General features: G+C 63.0%; 17 protein-coding genes. 15 read left to right on the top strand and 2 right to left on the bottom strand.

What is annotated here, in order from left to right:
• The first annotated feature begins 403 nt into the window (after window positions 1-403).
• Genes Q0K15_RS04090 through era form a run of 5 tightly spaced genes read left to right on the top strand, consistent with a single transcriptional unit; the run spans window position 404 to window position 4,419 of the window.
• A complete protein-coding gene (locus tag Q0K15_RS04090) occupies window positions 404-682 on the top strand; it encodes a YabP/YqfC family sporulation protein (protein WP_130849322.1) in 279 nt (92 codons plus the stop codon).
• Window positions 683-698: 16 nt separating this feature from the next.
• A complete protein-coding gene (locus tag Q0K15_RS04085; RefSeq protein ID WP_294512597.1) occupies window positions 699-1,937 on the top strand; it encodes a sporulation protein YqfD in 1,239 nt (412 codons plus the stop codon).
• Window positions 1,938-1,967: 30 nt separating this feature from the next.
• Window positions 1,968-2,948 (top strand): PhoH family protein, encoded by a 981-nt coding sequence (locus Q0K15_RS04080; protein ID WP_294512595.1) that lies wholly within the window; start codon window positions 1,968-1,970, stop codon window positions 2,946-2,948.
• A 23-nt stretch (window positions 2,949-2,971) separates the two neighbouring features.
• Window positions 2,972-3,469, top strand: coding sequence for an rRNA maturation RNase YbeY (gene ybeY / locus Q0K15_RS04075; RefSeq protein ID WP_294512592.1), 498 nt, complete (start codon window positions 2,972-2,974; stop codon window positions 3,467-3,469).
• A 53-nt stretch (window positions 3,470-3,522) separates the two neighbouring features.
• Complete coding sequence (era, locus tag Q0K15_RS04070) at window positions 3,523-4,419, top strand: GTPase Era (RefSeq protein ID WP_294512589.1); 897 nt, start codon at window positions 3,523-3,525, stop codon at window positions 4,417-4,419.
• Window positions 4,420-4,760: 341 nt separating this feature from the next.
• Here era and Q0K15_RS04065 read toward each other — a convergent pair whose 3' ends face one another.
• A complete protein-coding gene (locus Q0K15_RS04065) occupies window positions 4,761-5,609 on the bottom strand; it encodes a hypothetical protein (protein WP_294512586.1) in 849 nt (282 codons plus the stop codon).
• The gene (locus Q0K15_RS04060) at window positions 5,606-6,166 is read right to left on the bottom strand and encodes a sigma-70 family RNA polymerase sigma factor (protein WP_294512583.1); all 561 of its coding nucleotides are present in this window, start codon (window positions 6,164-6,166) and stop codon (window positions 5,606-5,608) included. The genes Q0K15_RS04065 and Q0K15_RS04060 overlap by 4 nt, the downstream gene beginning before the upstream one ends.
• Before the next feature lie 535 nt (window positions 6,167-6,701).
• Between Q0K15_RS04060 and recO the strand changes: the two genes are divergently transcribed.
• The 10 genes from recO (at window position 6,702) to Q0K15_RS04010 (ending at window position 17,253) form a co-directional block, all read left to right on the top strand.
• Window positions 6,702-7,487 (top strand): DNA repair protein RecO, encoded by a 786-nt coding sequence (gene recO, locus Q0K15_RS04055; RefSeq protein WP_294512580.1) that lies wholly within the window; start codon window positions 6,702-6,704, stop codon window positions 7,485-7,487.
• Window positions 7,484-8,350 carry a PhzF family phenazine biosynthesis protein gene (locus Q0K15_RS04050; protein WP_294512576.1) on the top strand — a complete coding sequence of 289 codons (867 nt, stop codon included), beginning with the start codon at window positions 7,484-7,486 and terminating at the stop codon, window positions 8,348-8,350. Before recO ends, Q0K15_RS04050 begins: the two co-directional genes overlap by 4 nt.
• A gap of 31 nt (window positions 8,351-8,381) precedes the next feature.
• Window positions 8,382-10,757, top strand: a complete 2,376-nt coding sequence (locus tag Q0K15_RS04045) for an endonuclease MutS2 (protein ID WP_294512573.1) — start codon at window positions 8,382-8,384, stop codon at window positions 10,755-10,757.
• A 230-nt stretch (window positions 10,758-10,987) separates the two neighbouring features.
• The gene (locus Q0K15_RS04040) at window positions 10,988-11,251 is read left to right on the top strand and encodes an HPr family phosphocarrier protein (RefSeq protein ID WP_033116234.1); all 264 of its coding nucleotides are present in this window, start codon (window positions 10,988-10,990) and stop codon (window positions 11,249-11,251) included.
• Window positions 11,252-11,315: 64 nt separating this feature from the next.
• A complete protein-coding gene (locus tag Q0K15_RS04035; protein WP_294512563.1) occupies window positions 11,316-12,119 on the top strand; it encodes an EcsC family protein in 804 nt (267 codons plus the stop codon).
• Between the two features lie 324 nt (window positions 12,120-12,443).
• On the top strand, window positions 12,444-14,294 hold the full coding sequence (gene uvrC, locus Q0K15_RS04030) for an excinuclease ABC subunit UvrC (RefSeq protein ID WP_294512540.1): 1,851 nt from the start codon (window positions 12,444-12,446) through the stop codon (window positions 14,292-14,294).
• The gene (locus Q0K15_RS04025) at window positions 14,291-15,622 is read left to right on the top strand and encodes a DUF4358 domain-containing protein (RefSeq protein ID WP_294512537.1); all 1,332 of its coding nucleotides are present in this window, start codon (window positions 14,291-14,293) and stop codon (window positions 15,620-15,622) included. The genes uvrC and Q0K15_RS04025 overlap by 4 nt, the downstream gene beginning before the upstream one ends.
• Before the next feature lie 16 nt (window positions 15,623-15,638).
• On the top strand, window positions 15,639-16,193 hold the full coding sequence (gene rsmD, locus Q0K15_RS04020; protein ID WP_294512534.1) for a 16S rRNA (guanine(966)-N(2))-methyltransferase RsmD: 555 nt from the start codon (window positions 15,639-15,641) through the stop codon (window positions 16,191-16,193).
• A 29-nt stretch (window positions 16,194-16,222) separates the two neighbouring features.
• Window positions 16,223-16,717 (top strand): pantetheine-phosphate adenylyltransferase, encoded by a 495-nt coding sequence (coaD, locus tag Q0K15_RS04015; protein WP_130849334.1) that lies wholly within the window; start codon window positions 16,223-16,225, stop codon window positions 16,715-16,717.
• Window positions 16,717-17,253, top strand: coding sequence for a hypothetical protein (locus Q0K15_RS04010; RefSeq protein ID WP_294512529.1), 537 nt, complete (start codon window positions 16,717-16,719; stop codon window positions 17,251-17,253). Before coaD ends, Q0K15_RS04010 begins: the two co-directional genes overlap by 1 nt.
• Window positions 17,254-17,282 lie beyond the last annotated feature (29 nt).

Below are 17,282 nucleotides of genomic sequence, written 5' to 3'. Positions count from 1 at the left end.
AAAGTAGAAATGCTTCAAAATTTGTGCGAGAGCCTCGCAGAGTTCCGTCATCCGTGGATGACGGAATGAAATGGAATCTGTTTTTCCCGGCGACATGTGCGGCGGAAAAAACACTGCGCAGGCCGCGCGTGTGGAAATACGGGACCCAAACGAAGCCCAGCGAAGCGGGTTCGTTTGGGAGAGGAGGGGCAAGGGAGCCCAGCGCAGTTTTCGCCGCCAGGCGGAAACGGAGTGGAGCGGACTTTGCCCCGACGACGTGGCGGCCTGCATCTCTTCGAAAAAATGCTTGCATTTTTGAGAGAGGCTGTCGACTTTGTCGACAGCCTCAAACCGCCCACTTTGCCTGGGACAGGCAAGGCGGGCGGTCTTTTTTCATACACATAGCCCAAAAGGGGGAGGCGCCATGGAGAAGAAGCGCAGGGAGAGCCTGCTGGAAAAGACGGCGGAGGTCTTTGACCTGCCGGGGGACGTGGTGGCAGGGCTGCCCCGGGTGGAGCTGCTGGGGGACCACCAGCTGCGGATGGAGAACCACCGGGGCATCCTGGCCTACGGCACCGACGAGATTCACATCAGCGGCGGGAAGCTCATCATCAAGGTTCGGGGGAGCGGCCTGACCCTGCGGGCCATGAACGCCTCGGAGCTCCTTATCACCGGGGAGATCGCCGGGGTGGATCTGACCTGAAAACGGGGGAGCGTATATGCAGTTTATCGTCAATTTTCTCCGGGGAAGCGTGTGTTTCACCGTCTGTGGGCCCTTCCCCGAGCGGTTTCTGAATCTCTGCGCCCAGAACGGAGTGGGCTTCTGGGGCCTGGTCTGGCTGGACACCCAGACCCTGGAGCTGAAGGTGGCCCGGCGGGATGCCCGGAAGGTGCGGGCGCTGGCAGAGAAGGTCCAGTGCGAGGCCAGGGCCAAGGGGCGGAGGGGAATGCCCTTCTTCCTGGCCGGTTTCCGGCACCGGTACGCCCTGCTCGTAGGACTGGCACTCTCACTGACAGCGGTGTGTGTCCTCTCCCAATTCATCCTCACCGTGGAGGTCTCCGGCAATGAGACCGTCCCCTCCGCCGTCATCCTGGCGGAGCTCTCCCGGCAGGGGGTGCGCCCCGGGGCCTACGGTCCGGGGCTGGACCTGCGGCGGATCAGCCAGGAATCCCTCAGCCGCATCGAGGGCCTCTCCTGGATGTCGGTAAACCTCCACGGCACCCGGGCGGAGGTGCTGGTCCGGGAGCGCAGCCTGGCGCCGGAGCTCCGGGACGAGACCACCCCCGCCCACATTGTGGCCGCCGCCGACGGCGTCCTGGAGGACGTGGAGGTGCTGGAGGGGCAGGCCCTCTTCCAGGAGGGTCAGGCGGTGTTGGCGGGGGAGGTGGTCATCAGCGGGGTAGTGGACCTGAAGGAGCCCAAATATGCCACTGTGGACGCCGGGCAGCGGCTGGTCCACGCCCGGGGAAACGTCTGGGCCTCCACTTACCGCACCCTGGAGGCCTGCATCCCCCTGGAGGCCCACACGAAGGTCTATACCGGGGAGGAGGAGACGGCGTGGAGCCTCACGCTCCTGGGCCACACGGTGAATTTTTTTGGAAAGGGTAGTATTTCCACAGCTGGTTATGATAAAATGACTACGACCCACATCCTCACCCTTCCCGGTGGCCGGGAGATGCCCCTGGCCCTGGTGAAGACGGAATATCGGGCCTATGAGACCCAGCCCGCCGCCATTCAGACGGCAGCAGCTCAGGCTCTGCTGGAGGAGCGGCTATTGGAGCGGCTGGAGGAGCTCATTGGGGAAGATGGCAGCGTCCTGTCCACCTCCTTTTCTGTCCGGGAGGGGGACGGCCTGCTCACCGTGACCCTGAAGGCCCGGTGCCGGGAGCAGATCGGCCGTGAGGTGACCTTTGCCGGCCAGGTGGGGGAGATCATCCCGGGGACCCAGGAGGGGTAGACCCCGGGGACGTGCAAGGAGCGAAGGAATTTGATCGAACAGACCATCAACGTGGAGCGTCTGGAGGAGGCCGCGGCCCTCTTCGGCTCCTTTGACGAGAATATCCGTATCATCGAGCGGGAACTGGACGTGTCGGTGGTGAACCGGGACGGCAGCCTGAAGGTGTCCGGCGAGGCCGAGTCGGTGATGTACGCCGTCAAGGCCATTCAGGGCTTGCTGGAGCTTGCCGGCCGGGGGGAGCCCATCAATGAACAGAACGTGCGCTATATCCTCCAGCTGGTGAAGGCCGGCCAGGAGGACAAGATCGGCCAGATGGCCCGGGACGTGCTCTGCGTCACCGCCAAGGGCAAGCCCATCAAGCCCAAGACCCTGGGCCAGAAGCGGTACGTGGACGCCATCAAGGAGAACACCATCACCCTGGGCATCGGCCCGGCGGGCACCGGCAAGACCTACCTTGCGGTGGCCGCCGCCGTAGCCGCCTTCCGGGCGGGGCAGGTCAACCGCATCATCCTCACCCGGCCCGCCGTAGAGGCGGGGGAGCGGCTGGGCTTTCTGCCCGGCGACCTCCAGAGCAAGGTGGACCCCTACCTGCGGCCCCTCTACGACGCCCTCTTTGACATGCTGGGGGCGGAGACCTATAACAAGTACCTGGAGCGGGGCAACATCGAGGTGGCCCCCCTGGCCTATATGCGGGGCCGCACCCTGGACGACTCCTTCATCATCCTGGACGAGGCCCAGAACACCTCCAGAGAACAGATGAAGATGTTCCTCACCCGCATGGGCTTCGGCTCCAAGATTGTCATCACCGGCGACGTCACCCAGATCGACCTGCCCAAGGACACCGTCTCCGGCCTGAAGGAGGCCATGCGGGTGCTCAACGGCGTGGAGGACATCGCCATCTGCAAGCTCAGCGGTGCCGACGTGGTCCGCCACGTCATCGTCCAGCGCATCATCAAGGCCTACGAGGAGGATGAGCACCGCCGCAAGTCCGAGGAGGGCAAGCGGAAGTGACCGCAAGAGAGGAGAGAAGACCCGTGAGCACGGAGCACAGCATCATCATCGAGTCGGAGCTGGAGGAGGATACCGGAGCCTGGGAGACGCTGCTGGGCAGGGTCATACCGGCGGCCCTGGAGGCCGAGGGGGTGACCGTCCCCTGTGAGGTGGATGTGCTCCTTACCGACGACGCGGGCATCCACCAGATCAATCTGGAGCAGCGTGAGGTGGATCGCCCCACCGACGTGCTCAGCTTTCCCATGTTTGAGTTCGCCCCCGGCGAGCCGCCCACCGATGATGCCGACGCCGACCCGGAGACCGGTCTGGTGCCTCTGGGAGACATGGTGATCTCCCTGGAGCGGGCCAGGGCCCAAGGGGAGGAGTACGGCCACGGCACCGAGCGGGAGGTGGCCTATCTGGCCGTCCACTCGGTGCTCCACCTGCTGGGCTACGACCACATGGACGAGGGCCCGCAGAAACGCCAGATGCGGGCCCGAGAGGAAGCCATTTTGAACAGCCTGGGGATCTCCCGGGACTGAAACAGTATCATAAACAAAAAAGATAAAATGCTCAAGAAAGTTGAGGATCACCTATGGAAATCAAAAAATCCGGCATGATCTCTATTGTGGGCCGGCCCAATGTGGGCAAGTCCACCCTGACCAACGCCCTGGTGGGAGAGAAGATCGCCATCGTAACCAACAAGCCCCAGACCACCCGGAACCGCATCTGCGCCATCGTCAACCGGGGGGAGTGCCAGTATGTGTTCATGGACACCCCCGGCCTCCACAAGGCACGGACCCGGCTGGGCGAGTATATGGTGGGAGTGGTGAAGGAGAGTGTGGCCGATGTGGACGCCGTGCTCCTGCTGGTGGAGCCCATCCCCAATGTGGGCGCCCCCGAGGCCGAGCTCATCGAGCGCATCAAGGGTCTGGGTGTCCCCGCGGTGCTGGTCATCAACAAGATCGATACGGTGGAGAAGGAGAAGCTCTTGGCCGTTATGCAGACCTACCAGGCCGTCCATGACTTCCAGGCCATCGTCCCTATCTCCGCCAAGACCGGCGAGGGGGTGGAGGAGCTGCTGGACCTCCTGGCGGCCTATCTACCCGAAGGCCCCCAGCTCTTCCCAGAGGACATGGTCACCGACCAGCCCGAGCGGCAGGTGTGCGCCGAGATCATCCGGGAAAAACTCCTCCTGTGCCTGGACAAGGAGATCCCCCACGGCACGGCGGTGGAGCTCACCAAGTTCTCCGAGCGCATCGACAGCGGCATCATCGACATCGATGCCACCATCTTCTGTGAGAAGGCCAGCCACAAGGGCATCATCATCGGCAAGAACGGCGCCATGCTGAAAAAGATCTCCTCCCTGGCCCGGAAAGACATCGAGGCCTTCATGGGCACCAAGGTCTACCTGGAAACCTGGGTAAAGGTCAAAGAAAACTGGCGTGATAACCTGAATTTCATCCACGACGTTGGTTACCGGGAGGACTGACGGGGCACATACACCGTCAAGGCCAGTTTTCTTGCGCGTGCAGGCGCGCCGCACCGTCCGGCGCGTCCAAATTTCCGGTCCACATGGCCCGGACCTTGCCGCAGGGACAATTCACTTGCCCCGAGGAATTGAAATGAAATTCGGGGTCCCCGCGGAATGGGACATTCCGTGGGGCAAGCTGGCGTGATAACCTGAATTTCATCCACGATGTTGGTTACCGGGAGGACTGACCTGGCACAGACGCCGCTTGGAGCCAGTTTACTCGCAAAAAATAGGGAAGGAGCCTTGGCCGTGCCAGCGCCAGGGCTCCTTCCTTTTTATGGGGACAAAGACTTGGGGTATCATTCAAAAGGGGCGTCATAGCGGATATAGACGTCAAATCCCTCGTGTCTGGTCTCTCCGCCCTCCTCCTTTGTAGAGGTGAACCAATGGGTCCTGATCAGAGCTACGTCCAGCTCATTGGGGGAACAATACACCTCCGCCTGGCCTTGGTTGCTGGAGAGGGTCCCGGTCGGGATGGTGTCATCGCCGGAAAAGGTTGCGATCCCGACGGATACAAAGCCGTCCGGAGCATCGCCGTCAATTCTGGCCCCGAATCTTTCCTCCATTTCATCGTAATACGCTTCAGAGACATCGGGATCGTCCCCATAGTAGTCAGCACTCCACATGGAGATATAGAGATCCCCTTGATAGCAGAGCAAGCCCTTACCCCGCAGCTGCTGGTCAACGTAGCGCACATAGGCCTTATGGGGCTCTGTCCGGTTTAAGTGGCCCAAGGCGTCAAGAGTTCCGTCGGTGTTGACCTCATGGTACACATACACCCACTCCGGGATGTCCGGGTTCAAATAGTACGGACAATCTCCAAGCCCCGAATCCGCCACAGTGATCTCCCCCGCAAGCGAGAAACCGTCGGGCAGCTCGGAGGAGACGAACACATGGGAGGAGACGCAAAATGTCCTGCCGTCGATGGTGATGTTCGGCGGAGCGCTCCCGCCCCCCGCTGGGAAGGGAGAAAACGGGAATGTGTTCAGCGCCCAAAGGAGAAGGGGCGCTGCGGCCAGGAGGCAGAGACAGGCGGCCAGAGCGCCCCACCTGGCCCGGGCGCGTTTCTTCTTCCGAGGGCCTTCCGACTCTGCCACCCACTTCATGTCGATGCCTCCGATGGCCCGATAGAGGGTTTCCCTTTTCACGGTTCAAACCCCCTTTCCATGAGGTGGATGCGCAGTTTCTGCCGCAGGCGGCTGAGGGTCATGGACACGGCGCCGTCCCGCATGCCATAGCGCCTGCCGATGGCGGAGATGGGCTCCGTGTACCAGTACCGGCGGATGAAGACATCTCGCTTGGCTGGCGGCAATGCGGCCAGGAAGTCGTCGATGGCCCGTGCCAGCTCCCACTCATCCACAGCCCGCTCCACGTCGCCAGTCCCGGAAACGCACTCTCCCAGCTCCTCCAGAACGGCGGGCAGCTCGCCGCCACCCCGCTTTTCCGCCCGGAGGAAGGAAAAACGGTCAAAGGCCAGGTTCCGCGTGATCTTGCCCAGAAAGGCGGAGAGGAGCGACGGCTTGTGGGGCGGCATGGAGTTCCACGCCCTCAGCCAGGTGTCGTTGACGCACTCCTCGGCATCCTCCTGGCTGCCCAGGATGTTCCAGGCGATGGCTCCGCAGTAGTTTCCATACTTCTCCGATGTGGCCGGGATGGCCTCCTGGGCTCTGTCCCAGTACAGCTGCACGATCAGGCTGTCCTCCATAAGCTCCCTCCTTTTCGGATGGGCCCTTCTATCCATATACACGGCATCGGCGCGGCAATCTCACAGAAATCTCGGCTTTTTCATAACCCAGTTATACGATACGTCCAGCCGGATGTCAATACGGGACCGGAGACGGTGCGCAGACCGATGATTGAGCGGGGACGAGAGCGCATTGTGCCTTGCGGATGGGGGCGTTTGATGCTATAATGAATCCCACGATATGGGTTCCGGGATATGGGATATAACAGCGGCGCATAACCGTCACAAGATTTTGGCGGGACGGCCCTCGGAGCGGTAAAACGATGGTATAGGATAGGCGAAGGACAAAATTTACCGCGTATGGCCCGTCATGGCATCAGGCAACCTAGACCTAAAGGGGGCCTGATGGATCGTGAACAGTCAGATGCTTTGGGAACTCTTTCTGGCCACCGGACTGCCGGAGGCCTACGCCCTCTACCGCCTTTTGCTGGAGGCGGAGGAGGCGGAAAAGACCGCATAGGGGCGCGTTCAGCGCCCCTTACATACAGGTGATGCTATGCACGTCAAGACCCAGGGACTCATCCTCAGGGAGACCAATTACAAAGAGGCGGACAAGATCCTTACCGTGCTCACCCGGGAGGGGGGCAGGCGGACGGTGAAGGCCCGGGGCTGCCGCCGGAAGAACAGCCCCCTGGCCGCCTCCGCCCAGCTACTGGTGTGGTCGGACATGACCCTCTTCGACTACCGGGACAAGCTCACTCTCAACGAGGCCGAGCCTCTGGAGCTCTTCTGGGGGGTGCGCTCCGATGTGGATAAGCTGGCCCTGGGCTCCTACTTCGCAGAGGTGGCCGAGGCGGTGGCCGAGGAGGGGCGACCCGACCAGGCCCTCCTTTCCCTGGTGCTCAACTCCCTCTATGCCCTGGACAAGCTGAAAAAGCCCCTCCCATTGGTGAAGGCGGCCTTCGAACTCAAGCTCCTCTGTGTGGCGGGCTATGAGCCCCTGCTGGACGCCTGCGCCGTCTGCGGCGCGGAGGAGCCGGCGGACCCCCGTCTGGACATCGAGGAGGGCGTCCTCCACTGCGCCGCCTGCGGCCTGGGGGACGGCGCCAGCCGCACCCTGGACGCCACCAGTCTGGCCGCCATGCGCCATGTGGTGTACGGCGACCCCAAGCGGCTCTTCTCCTTCCCCATGGACGCCCCCGGCATGGCCAAAATGTCCACCGCCTGTGAAGATTTCCTCCGCACCCAGCTGGACCGGGGCTTCCGCACCCTGGACTTTTATCATCAGCTCACTGACGCCGCTCCGGCGGCCCAACAACAACCAGGAGGTACTGCGCCGTGAAGCTCTACATCGTGGACGCCTTTACCACCCAGCGTTTTTCCGGCAATCAGGCGGGGGTGGCTCTGCTGACTCCGGAGGAGCCGGAACTTACCGCCGCCTTCTGTCAGGCCCTGGCCGCCGAGCTCAAGCACTCCGAGACCGCCTTTGTCCGGCCCACCGGGCCGGACTCCTTCCGCCTGCGCTACTTCACCCCGGAGGGGGAGGTGGACCTGTGCGGCCACGCCACCATCGCTGCCTTCACCACTCTGCGGGAGGACGAGGGCCTGGCGCCGGGCACCTACCGGGCCTCCACCCTGGCGGGGGAGCTGAGCATCCAGGTCTCCGACCAGGCGGTGTGGATGGATATGGCACCGCCGGTGGAGGGCCGGAGCTTCTCCCCTGAGGAGACGGCGGAGCTCTACGCCGCCTACGGCCTGAGCGCGACGGACTGCCCAGAGGGCTTTGTCCCCATGGTGGTGAGCACCGGCCTCCAGGATATCCTGCTGCCTGTAAGCAGTATGGCGGCCCTGGAGAAAGCCGAGCAGGACGAGCGGGCCGTTACCGAGCTGTCCAAGCGCTACGGTGTGGTAGGGGTCCATATGTTCTGGCCCTGCCTCAATGAGGAGGCCGCCGCCCACTGCCGGAACTTCGCCCCCCTCTATGCCATCCCCGAGGAGGCCGCCACCGGCACCTCCAACGGCGCCCTGACCTACTACCTCTACCGCCGGGGCAGGATCTCCGCCGGGATAGAGAACCGCTTTGTTCAGGGGGAGAAGATGGGCAAGCCCTCCGAGATCCTCAGCCGCCTCACCGAAGGGCCGGACGGGGTCCGGGTCCGGGTGGGGGGACGGGCGGTGCTCACCCTCCGGGCCCAGCTGCTCTGATACATCGTAAAACCTGCAAGGAGAACCATCCATGACCGATCTGTTTGAAAAATCCATCCAGACCCTGGAGCTGCCCAGGGTGCTGGAGTTGCTGGCCGCCCAGGCGGCCACCGAGGAGGGCAAGGACCGGTGCCGGGCCCTGCGGCCCTACACCGACCCCGACGACGTCCAGCGTCTCCAGAAGGAGACCTCCGCAGCCTGCTCCATGATCGTCCTCCGGGGTACCCCGCCCCTCTCCGGTGTCCGGCCGGTGGCGGCCTCCCTCCAGCGGGCCGATATGGGGGGCGCCCTCAACACCCGGGAGCTGCTGGACATCGCCGCCCTCCTGCGCTGCGCCCGCTCCGCCAAGGAGTACGCCACCGGGGAGGGCAACGCCAAGACCTGCATCGACCACCTCTTCTCCTCCCTCCAGGCTAACCGGTATTTGGAGGACCGGATCAGCGGGTCCATCCTCTCCGAGGAGGAGATTGCCGACGCCGCCAGCCCCGAACTGGCCGATATCCGGCGGCACATCCGGGCGTCCTCCTCCAAGGTCCGGGATATCCTCCAAAAGCTCATCTCCTCCTCCCAGGCCAAGTACCTCCAGGAGTCCATCATCACCATGCGCTCCGGCCGGTACGTGGTGCCGGTGAAGTCGGAGTGCAAGAACGAGATCCCCGGCCTGGTCCACGACGTGTCCGGCTCCGGCGGCACCTTCTTCATTGAGCCCATGGCGGTGGTCAAGACCAACAACGAGCTGCGGGAGCTCCAGTCCCGGGAGGAGAAGGAGATCGAGCGCATCCTCCGGGAACTCTCCGCCGAGTGCGCCGCCCACAAGGAGGACATCGCCCAGGACTACGACCTCCTTGTCCTCATCGACTGCATCTTTGCCCGGGCCCGGCTGTCGGATAAGCTGCGCTGCACCGAGCCCAAGCTGGCCAAGAAGGGCATCACCCTGCGGAAGGCCCGCCACCCCCTGCTGGACCCCAAGAAGGCGGTGCCCAACGACCTCTACCTGGGGGACCAATTTGATACCCTGGTCATCACCGGCCCCAACACCGGCGGCAAGACGGTGACCCTCAAGACCATCGGCCTGCTGACCCTCATGGCCCAGTGCGGCCTCCACATCCCCGCCGACGACGACAGCACCGTGGTGGTCTTTGACCATGTGCTCTCCGACATCGGCGACGAGCAGTCCATTGCCCAGAGTTTGTCCACCTTCTCTTCCCACATGGTAAACATCGTGGGCATTCTGGAGGAGTGCGGTCCTGGCTCCCTCATCCTCTTCGACGAGCTGGGGGCGGGCACCGACCCGGTGGAGGGCGCCGCCCTGGCCGCCGCCATCATTGAGTCGGCCCGGGAGCGGGGGGCCCTGGTGTGCGCCACCACCCACTACGCCGAGCTGAAGGTGTACGCCATGACCACCAAGGGGGTGGAGAACGCCTCCTGCGAGTTTAATGTGGAGACTCTGGCCCCCACCTATAAGCTCCTCATCGGGGTGCCGGGCAAGTCCAACGCCTTTGCCATCTCCCGCCGCCTGGGGCTGCCCCAGGCCATCATCGACAAGGCCGCCGCCCGCATCGACGCCGAGAACGTCCGCTTCGAGGATGTCCTCACCCAGCTGGACCGGCAGCGCCAGCAGATGGAGAAGGAGAAGGACGAGGCCCGGAAGCTCCGACGGGAGATGGAGGAGTCGGCCAAGACCGCCCGGGAGTACCGGGAGAAGCTGGAGAAGGAGAAGGCCAAGGCGGTGGAGAAGGCCCAGGCCGAGGCCCGTGCCATCATACAGGAGGCCCGGGACACCGCCGACAAGGTCTTTGCCGAGCTCAACGAGATGCGCCGCCGCCAGGAGAAGGAGGCCGACTGGCTGGAGCAGAACCAGCGGCGGTCCGACCTGCGCCGGCAGCTCAATGAGGCCGAGGACGCCCTGGGGTCCCATGAGGACCTGCCGGCGCCGCCGCCCACCCGACCCGCCAAGGCGGGGGATACGGTGGAGCTGGTGAAGATGGGCACCCGGGCCAATGTCATCTCCGTCAACAAGGACGGTTCCCTCCAGCTTCAGGCGGGCATTTTGAAGATTACCGCCAAGCAGGAGGAGGTCCGGGTGGTGGAGGACGCCGATAGCGGCAAGAAGCAGGCCGTCCAGATTGCCCAGCGGGCCGAGCACAAGCTGCGCTCTCTGGGGGCCTCCCCCGAGGTGGACCTGCGGGGCATGATGACCGACGAGGCCCTGCTGGTGCTGGACCGCTTCCTGGACAGCGCCGTCATGGGCCGGCTGGACACGGTGACGGTCATCCACGGCAAGGGCACCGGTGCCGTCCGCAAGGCGGTGCGGGACCACCTGAAGCGGAGCAAGTACGTCAAATCCTTCCGTCCCGGCCGGTTCGGTGAGGGTGAGGACGGCGTGACTGTGGTGGAGCTGCGCTGAATGTTTCTCCAAAAAAGGACTTTTTGAGAGAGAAGGACTAAAACTGGATAAAAGTGCCATGTTTTTTCTGCGAAATGGGGAAAATGAGTCTATTTTGACGGCGCACTGAGCACAAGAGCGAATTTTCCTTGCGAATCTCCGTGAATTTGTGCAAAATGTCATTGACGGTTTCACCGAAATTTGGTATGCTAGATATGCAAACATTGCATTGTTTGAGGGGGGAACACAAATTGTATATCAAAGAGGCTGTTGTGAACAATCAGGTGGGTCTCCACGCTAGGCCGGCTACATTTTTCATCCAGAAGGCCAATGAGTTCAAGAGTTCCATCTGGGTGGAGAAGGACGAGCGCAGGGTGAATGCCAAGAGCCTGCTGGGTGTCCTCTCTCTGGGCATCGTGAAGGGCACCGCCATCAACCTGATCGCGGACGGTCCCGACGAGAAGGAAGCCGTCGAGGCGCTCATCGAGCTGATCTCCAGTAACTTCTCGGAGTAACCCGATCTCTGCAGAAAAAGCGCCGCAATGCGGCGCTTTTTTTGATCTTATGGAAGTGATACCTTTGGGTGAGCTGTCACGGGAATATGACCGGCAGCTGGAGCGGCTCCGGCGCCGGGAGGAGCAAATGTTCCGACGGGATGCGGCCCGGCGGAAGGGGCGTATTATGTCCTGGGCGGAAAAGCGGGTGCCGGATAAGCTGATCCACACCATGGATACAGCCTTTTATACCGCTTTTCAGGTGCTGTTTCAGCGAGGAACCGGCCTGCTGGGGAGGACCATCCCGACGCGAAAGCTGTTGGGAGAGCGCTATCTCAAGGAGTATGCCATCAAAAAGGCGCCGGGGGCCAGAAGCATGGGTGCCTTTCACCGGAGCGCCGTTCTCAGCGGGACGCTGACCACGGCGGCGGCGACGGCGGAGGGGTGTGTCCTGGGGCTGCTGAGTATGGGCCTGCCCGACATACCGATTCTCATGTCCATCCTGCTCAGGGCCATCTACCACACGGCAGTGCGGTACGGATTTGCCTATGACACCAAAGGGGAGCGGTCCTATATCCTGCTGGTCCTGTGTGCCGCCTTGGCTGACGGTCATGACCGGCAGTCGTACAGCGCCCGGGCAGACGAGCTGGGAAGGCTTTTGGATCGGGATCAGGCTCCCTGGGTGGACCTGGAGGCCCAGATGCGGGAGGCGGCCAAGGCCCTGGCCGGCGCCATGTTGGTGCCCAAATTCCTCCAGGGCATGACCCTTATCGGCGTGGTGGGCGGCGCCAGCAACTTCTCCACCAGCCGGCGGGTGACCGAGATGGCAAACCTGAAGTACCAGCGTCGGTTCTGGGAGAAGAACCGACGCAGGCTGACCCGGTCCTGATACTGCCGCTCAAACGGCAGGCTGTCCAAACCATGATTTAGCCCCAAGGCGGTGATGTTCCTTTGACCTTTGACGAACTGAAAGAAAAGGCTCACAGCCTGTTCCCAAAAGCGCAGGCGCTTTTGGGTCCCTGGGGGTCGATTTCACATCCTCGGGGCAAGTGAATTGCCCTAAAATGCCGTAACTTTCGTGGGCTTTCAGCCCGCGAAAGTCCTCGCAAAGCTCGCTGTACCGACTGCTCCGCAGTCAGTACAGGGCATTCGATTTCACGCGAGGCGGGCGGCTGCCCCGACCATGATTTAGCCCCAAGGCGGTGATTATCCTTTGACCTTTGACGAACTGAAAGAAAAAGCGCACAGCCTGCCGCTGAAGCCCGGCGTCTACATCATGCAGGACGCCAAAAACGAGGTCATCTACGTGGGCAAGGCCAAGGCCCTCAAGAACCGGGTGAGCCAGTATTTCGCCGACCTGGCCTCCCACACGGAAAAGACCCGGGCCATGGTGAGCCAGATCGACCACTTTGACGTCATCATCGCCGACAGCGAGTTCGAGGCCCTGGTGCTGGAGTGCTCCCTCATCAAGCGCCACCAGCCCCGGTACAATATCCTCCTGAAGGACGACAAGGGCTATCCCTATATCCGCCTCACCGTCCAGGAGGCATACCCCAAGTTTTCCCTGGCAAACCGGCCGGCGGAGGACGGTGCCCGGTACTTTGGCCCCTACGGCAGCCGGGGTGCCACCCAGGACATCATCGAGGCCATCCAGTCCGCCCTGCGCCTGCCCAAGTGCCGGAAAAAATTTCCCCGGGACATCGGCAAGGAGCGGCCCTGCCTCTACTACCGCATGGGCCAGTGCGACGGCTACTGCCGCCCGGAAATGGACCAAAGCCGTTATAGGGAGAACATTGACCAGGCCATCCGTCTCCTGGAGGGGAAGTACGAGGAGGTCTGTGATGACCTCCGGGTTGAGATGGAGCAGGCCGCCGAGGAGCTGCGCTTCGAGCGGGCCGCCGAGCTCCGGGACCGCATCGCCGCCATGGAGCTGCTGGGCAAGCGGCAGAAGGTGGTGGCGGGGAGCCTGTCCGACACCGACGTTGTGGGTTTCCACCGGGGGGAGGCCAAGAGCTGCTTTGTGGTTCTCCACTTTGTGGACGGCGACCTGGCCGCCAAGGACATGGATCTCATTGAGACCCCGGTGGAGGAGGCCAAAGAGGACACCGTCTCCGCCCTGGTAAAGCAGTACTACGGTGGGCGGGGCGCTCTGCCCAGGCAGATTCTGCTGCCCTGCGACATCGAGGATGAGGTGCCGGTGACCCGGATGCTCTCTGAGGCCTGCGGCCACCGGGTGGCCCTCATGACCCCCCAGCGGGGGGCCAAGATGGATCTCATCCGCCTGGCCAACAAGAATGCCGTGGAGGAGGTGGAGCGGGCCACCTCCCGTGAGGAGCGGCAGTCCAAGCTCATGGAGGCCCTGGGGAAGATGCTGGGGCTGGACCAACCGCCCAAACGGATCGAGGCCTACGACATCTCCAACACCGGGGACACCAACATTGTAGCCTCTATGACCGTCTTTGTGGACGGCCGGCCGCTGAAGCGGGATTATCGCCACTTCAAGCTCAAGGACATGGTCCACGCCGACGACTACGGTTCCATGGAGCAGGTCCTCACCCGCCGGTTCCGCCGGTACCTGGACGGAGACGAGAAGTTCGGCGACCTGCCCGACCTCCTCTTCATCGACGGCGGCGAGAACCACGCCAGGGTGGCCGTCCGGGTGCTGGAGGAGGCGGGGCTCTCCATCCCCGTCTTCGGTATGGTAAAGGACGACCGCCACCGCACCCGGGCCCTGGTGGACCCGGCAGGCAGCGAGATCGGCATCCAACAGATCCCGGCGGTCTTTGCCCTGGTGGGCCGTATCCAGGAGGAGACCCACCGCTTCGCCATTGAGTTCCAGCGCCTTCAGCAGTCCAAGGGGGTAAAGGGCTCCGCCCTGGACCAGATTCCCGGGGTGGGGGAGAAGCGGCGGAACGAGCTGCTGCGGCACTTCAAAAGCATCAAGAACATTAAGGCGGCCTCACTGGCGGCGCTGGAGGAGGCCGTGCCCAAAAATACTGCCCGGGCGGTCTACGACCATTTTCATCCCCAAACGGCGGCAGAAACAGGGGAGGATATCCCATGAGCGTAGCAGGAAAAAAAGTCCTCTGGCCGGCCCTGTGCCTGTGCATTGCCCTCACCGCCTGCGGCGGACAGGAGACGGTCACCCCCGCCCCCGCCGATGTCACGGTGACGGAGCTGGCCCGTGCGGTGGTGGAAAGTCAGGATGACCTGGCCGGGCTGCCCGTTCTGGAGGGAGAGGATCTCACTGACCACCTCTCCGCCTTCTGCGGCCTGGCCGACTGGGAGGATGGGGCGGTCTACACCGCCGGCGGCATGGACGCCCGGGAGATCACCGTGGTGCTGCTCTCCGACGAGGCGGCGGCGGAGACAGCGGCGGACACGTTGGAGAACTACCGGCTGGAGCGGCAGGGGGACTTCTTCGGCTACGCCCCGGAGGAAGCCGACCGGCTGGAGCGGGCGGTAGTCCTCCAGCGGGGGAGCTATGCCGCCCTGTTGGTCTGCGACGACCCGGAGGCGGCAAAAGAGACCTTTGACGCCTGCCTGGCGGGGAAACTTCCACCGCCGGTGGAAGAGGAGACCACCCTACCTGTGTTCTCTGATGAGCCAGAGGCCACCCCGGTGATGGCGCCGGAGACCGAGAAGCTGCCGGAGCCCACTCCGACTCCGACGCCGGAACCCAGTCCCACCCCGAGGCCCTCAGAGACGCCGGAGGCCACACCACGGCCCATCCTGAACCCGGATCTTGACATCAGCGGTTTCGTACCTTTCGTGGCGCCCAACGACGCCAACATGGAGATCTACGACACTTCTGCCATCAAGGCGGCCTGGGAGACTGGCAACGAGGAGGGGCTCTCCGACAAGGACGCCGCCATCCTGGAGAAATGCCGGGAGGTGCTGGGGGAGCTCATCACCGGGGATATGACCGACTTTCAGAAGGAGCTGGCCGTCCACGACTGGATCGTGGAGCACGGCAGCTACGACCAGACGGTGCACAACAACCCGGTCCACAGCGGCCGTACCGGCTACCGGGACCCCTACGGCATCCTGGTGGGGGGCTATGGCAACTGCCTGGGCTACTCCACCACCTTCCAGCTTCTCATGGACCTGTGTGATGTGGAGTGCATTACCGTGGTGGGGGCCGCTTTTGACTCCCTGGAGAGCCATGCGTGGAACATGGTGAAGCTGGACGGGGAGTGGTACTGTGTGGATGTGACCTGGGATGACCCCACTGTGGGCAACGGGAACATCAACTCGGTGGGCCACCACCGCTATTTTAACGTGACGAGTGAGCACATGCGGGAGACCGACCACCAGTGGGACTATCTGTACGTGCCGGAGGCCACCGCCACCCACTACCGCTGGGACGGCGCGGGGCCGCTGCCGCAATGAAGCATCGAAAAGGAGGGTGAACGCCATGCGCGTCATCACAGGAACGGCCCGGGGCCGGAAGCTTAAGGAGCTCCAGGGCAGAGAGACCCGCCCCACCACCGACAAGGTGAAGGAGTCTCTCTTCAACATCATCCAGTTTGACATCGAGGGTCGGAAGGTGCTGGACCTCTTCGGCGGCACCGGCCAGCTGGGCATTGAGTGCCTGAGCCGGGGCGCGGCCAGCTGCACCTTTGTGGACCTGCGAAAGGAGGCCGCCGCTCTCATCCGGGACAACGTGGCCCTGTGCGGCTTCACCGACCGGGCCAAGGTGATCCAGGGGGACTACCTCTCTTTTCTCACCAGCTGCCGGGAGAAATTCGACCTCATCCTCCTGGACCCGCCCTACGCCAGTGGATTGCTGGAAAAAGCCCTGGAGACGGCGGCGGGAATTGACATCTTGTCGGAAAATGGTATAATGGTCTGCGAAAGTGCCGCGGAAACCGTCCTGCCCACGCTTTCTGAGCCCTATCGAAAGGGGAAGGACTACCGCTATGGCAAGATTAAGCTCACCGTTTACCGCAGGGACGTGTGAGCCCATTCCCGCATTAGGGGGCAAACGACATGAAGACCGCCATTTACCCCGGCAGCTTCGACCCTATCACTCTGGGGCATTTGAATATCATCAAGCGCGCGGCGCTGTGTTTTGACAAGCTTATTGTCTGTGTTATGGTCAATTCCCAGAAGAATGGGCTTTTCACTCCGGATGAACGGGTGGAACTCATCCGGCGGGTGGTCTCCCAGCTGCCCAATGTGGAGGTGGATGCCTCCTCGGTACTCCTGGCCGAGTACGCCAGGCAGCGCCGGGCCAGGGTCATCGTCAAGGGACTCCGGGCCGTGTCCGACTTTGAGAGCGAGGTCCAGATGGCGGTGGTCAACCGGAAGCTCAACCCCAATGTGGACACCATGTTCCTGCCCTCCAACGAGAAGTATACCTATCTGAGCTCCACCGTGGTGAAAGAGATGGTGCGTTACGGCGTAGAGCTGTCCGACTTTATCCCGCGGGAGATCATCGAGGACGTGAAAAAGAAAATGAACGACAGCAGGAGGGACGTCTGATGGCGACCGGCGTAGAAGAATTGGTGGATATGCTCTTTTCCATGATCGACGAGGCGAAGGGTGTGCCCCTGAGCAGCGATAAGTGCATCATTGAACGGGACAAGGCTCTGGACCTGCTGGATGAGATCAAGGCTCAGTTCCCTGTGGAGCTGGGTGAGGCCAAGAAACTCCTGGCCGCCCGGGCGGACTATATCGCCTCCGCCAAGCGGGAGGGAGAGCTTATCCGCAAGCAGGCTGAGGAGAAGGCACGGCAGATGCTGGCTGAGGATGAGCTCACCGCTCAGGCCAAGCAGAAGGCCAACGAGATGATTAAGGTGGCCGAGGACCGCAGCCGGGAGCTGCGCCGGGCCGCCAACGAGTACTGTGAAGATGCCCTCCGCCGTACCGAGGAGGCCGTCAGCGAAGCCTACGACGAGATCAAGCGTTCCCGTGCCCGGTTCCGGGCGGCGGCGGCCGGTGTGCAGCAGCCTGCCGCCGGCGGCGGCGCCCCCGCTCAGGGTAGCCGCACCGTCTACGACGCCGAGGCCGATGAGTAAATAAGAGCACTTTGCAGCGGGACAGGTCC

Origin of the sequence: uncultured Intestinimonas sp., from assembly GCF_944387245.1 — a bacterium.
Taxonomy (GTDB): Bacteria; Bacillota; Clostridia; order Oscillospirales; family Oscillospiraceae; genus Intestinimonas.
Note: the sequence above shows the minus strand (reverse complement) of the source record. Positions and strands in the feature narration are given on the sequence as shown.

Excerpts from the sequence above, each read along its gene's own strand:
- Q0K15_RS04090 (WP_130849322.1), top strand. The coding sequence starts at position 404 with ATGGAGAAGAAGCGCAGGGAGAGCCTGCTGGAAAAGACGGCGGAGGTC.
- Q0K15_RS04085 (WP_294512597.1), top strand. The coding sequence starts at position 699 with ATGCAGTTTATCGTCAATTTTCTCCGGGGAAGCGTGTGTTTCACCGTC.
- era (WP_294512589.1), top strand. The coding sequence starts at position 3,523 with ATGGAAATCAAAAAATCCGGCATGATCTCTATTGTGGGCCGGCCCAAT.
- Q0K15_RS04060 (WP_294512583.1), bottom strand. The coding sequence starts at position 6,166 with ATGGAGGACAGCCTGATCGTGCAGCTGTACTGGGACAGAGCCCAGGAG.
- recO (WP_294512580.1), top strand. The coding sequence starts at position 6,702 with ATGCACGTCAAGACCCAGGGACTCATCCTCAGGGAGACCAATTACAAA.
- Q0K15_RS04045 (WP_294512573.1), top strand. The coding sequence starts at position 8,382 with ATGACCGATCTGTTTGAAAAATCCATCCAGACCCTGGAGCTGCCCAGG.
- Q0K15_RS04025 (WP_294512537.1), top strand. The coding sequence starts at position 14,291 with ATGAGCGTAGCAGGAAAAAAAGTCCTCTGGCCGGCCCTGTGCCTGTGC.
- coaD (WP_130849334.1), top strand. The coding sequence starts at position 16,223 with ATGAAGACCGCCATTTACCCCGGCAGCTTCGACCCTATCACTCTGGGG.
- Q0K15_RS04010 (WP_294512529.1), top strand. The coding sequence starts at position 16,717 with ATGGCGACCGGCGTAGAAGAATTGGTGGATATGCTCTTTTCCATGATC.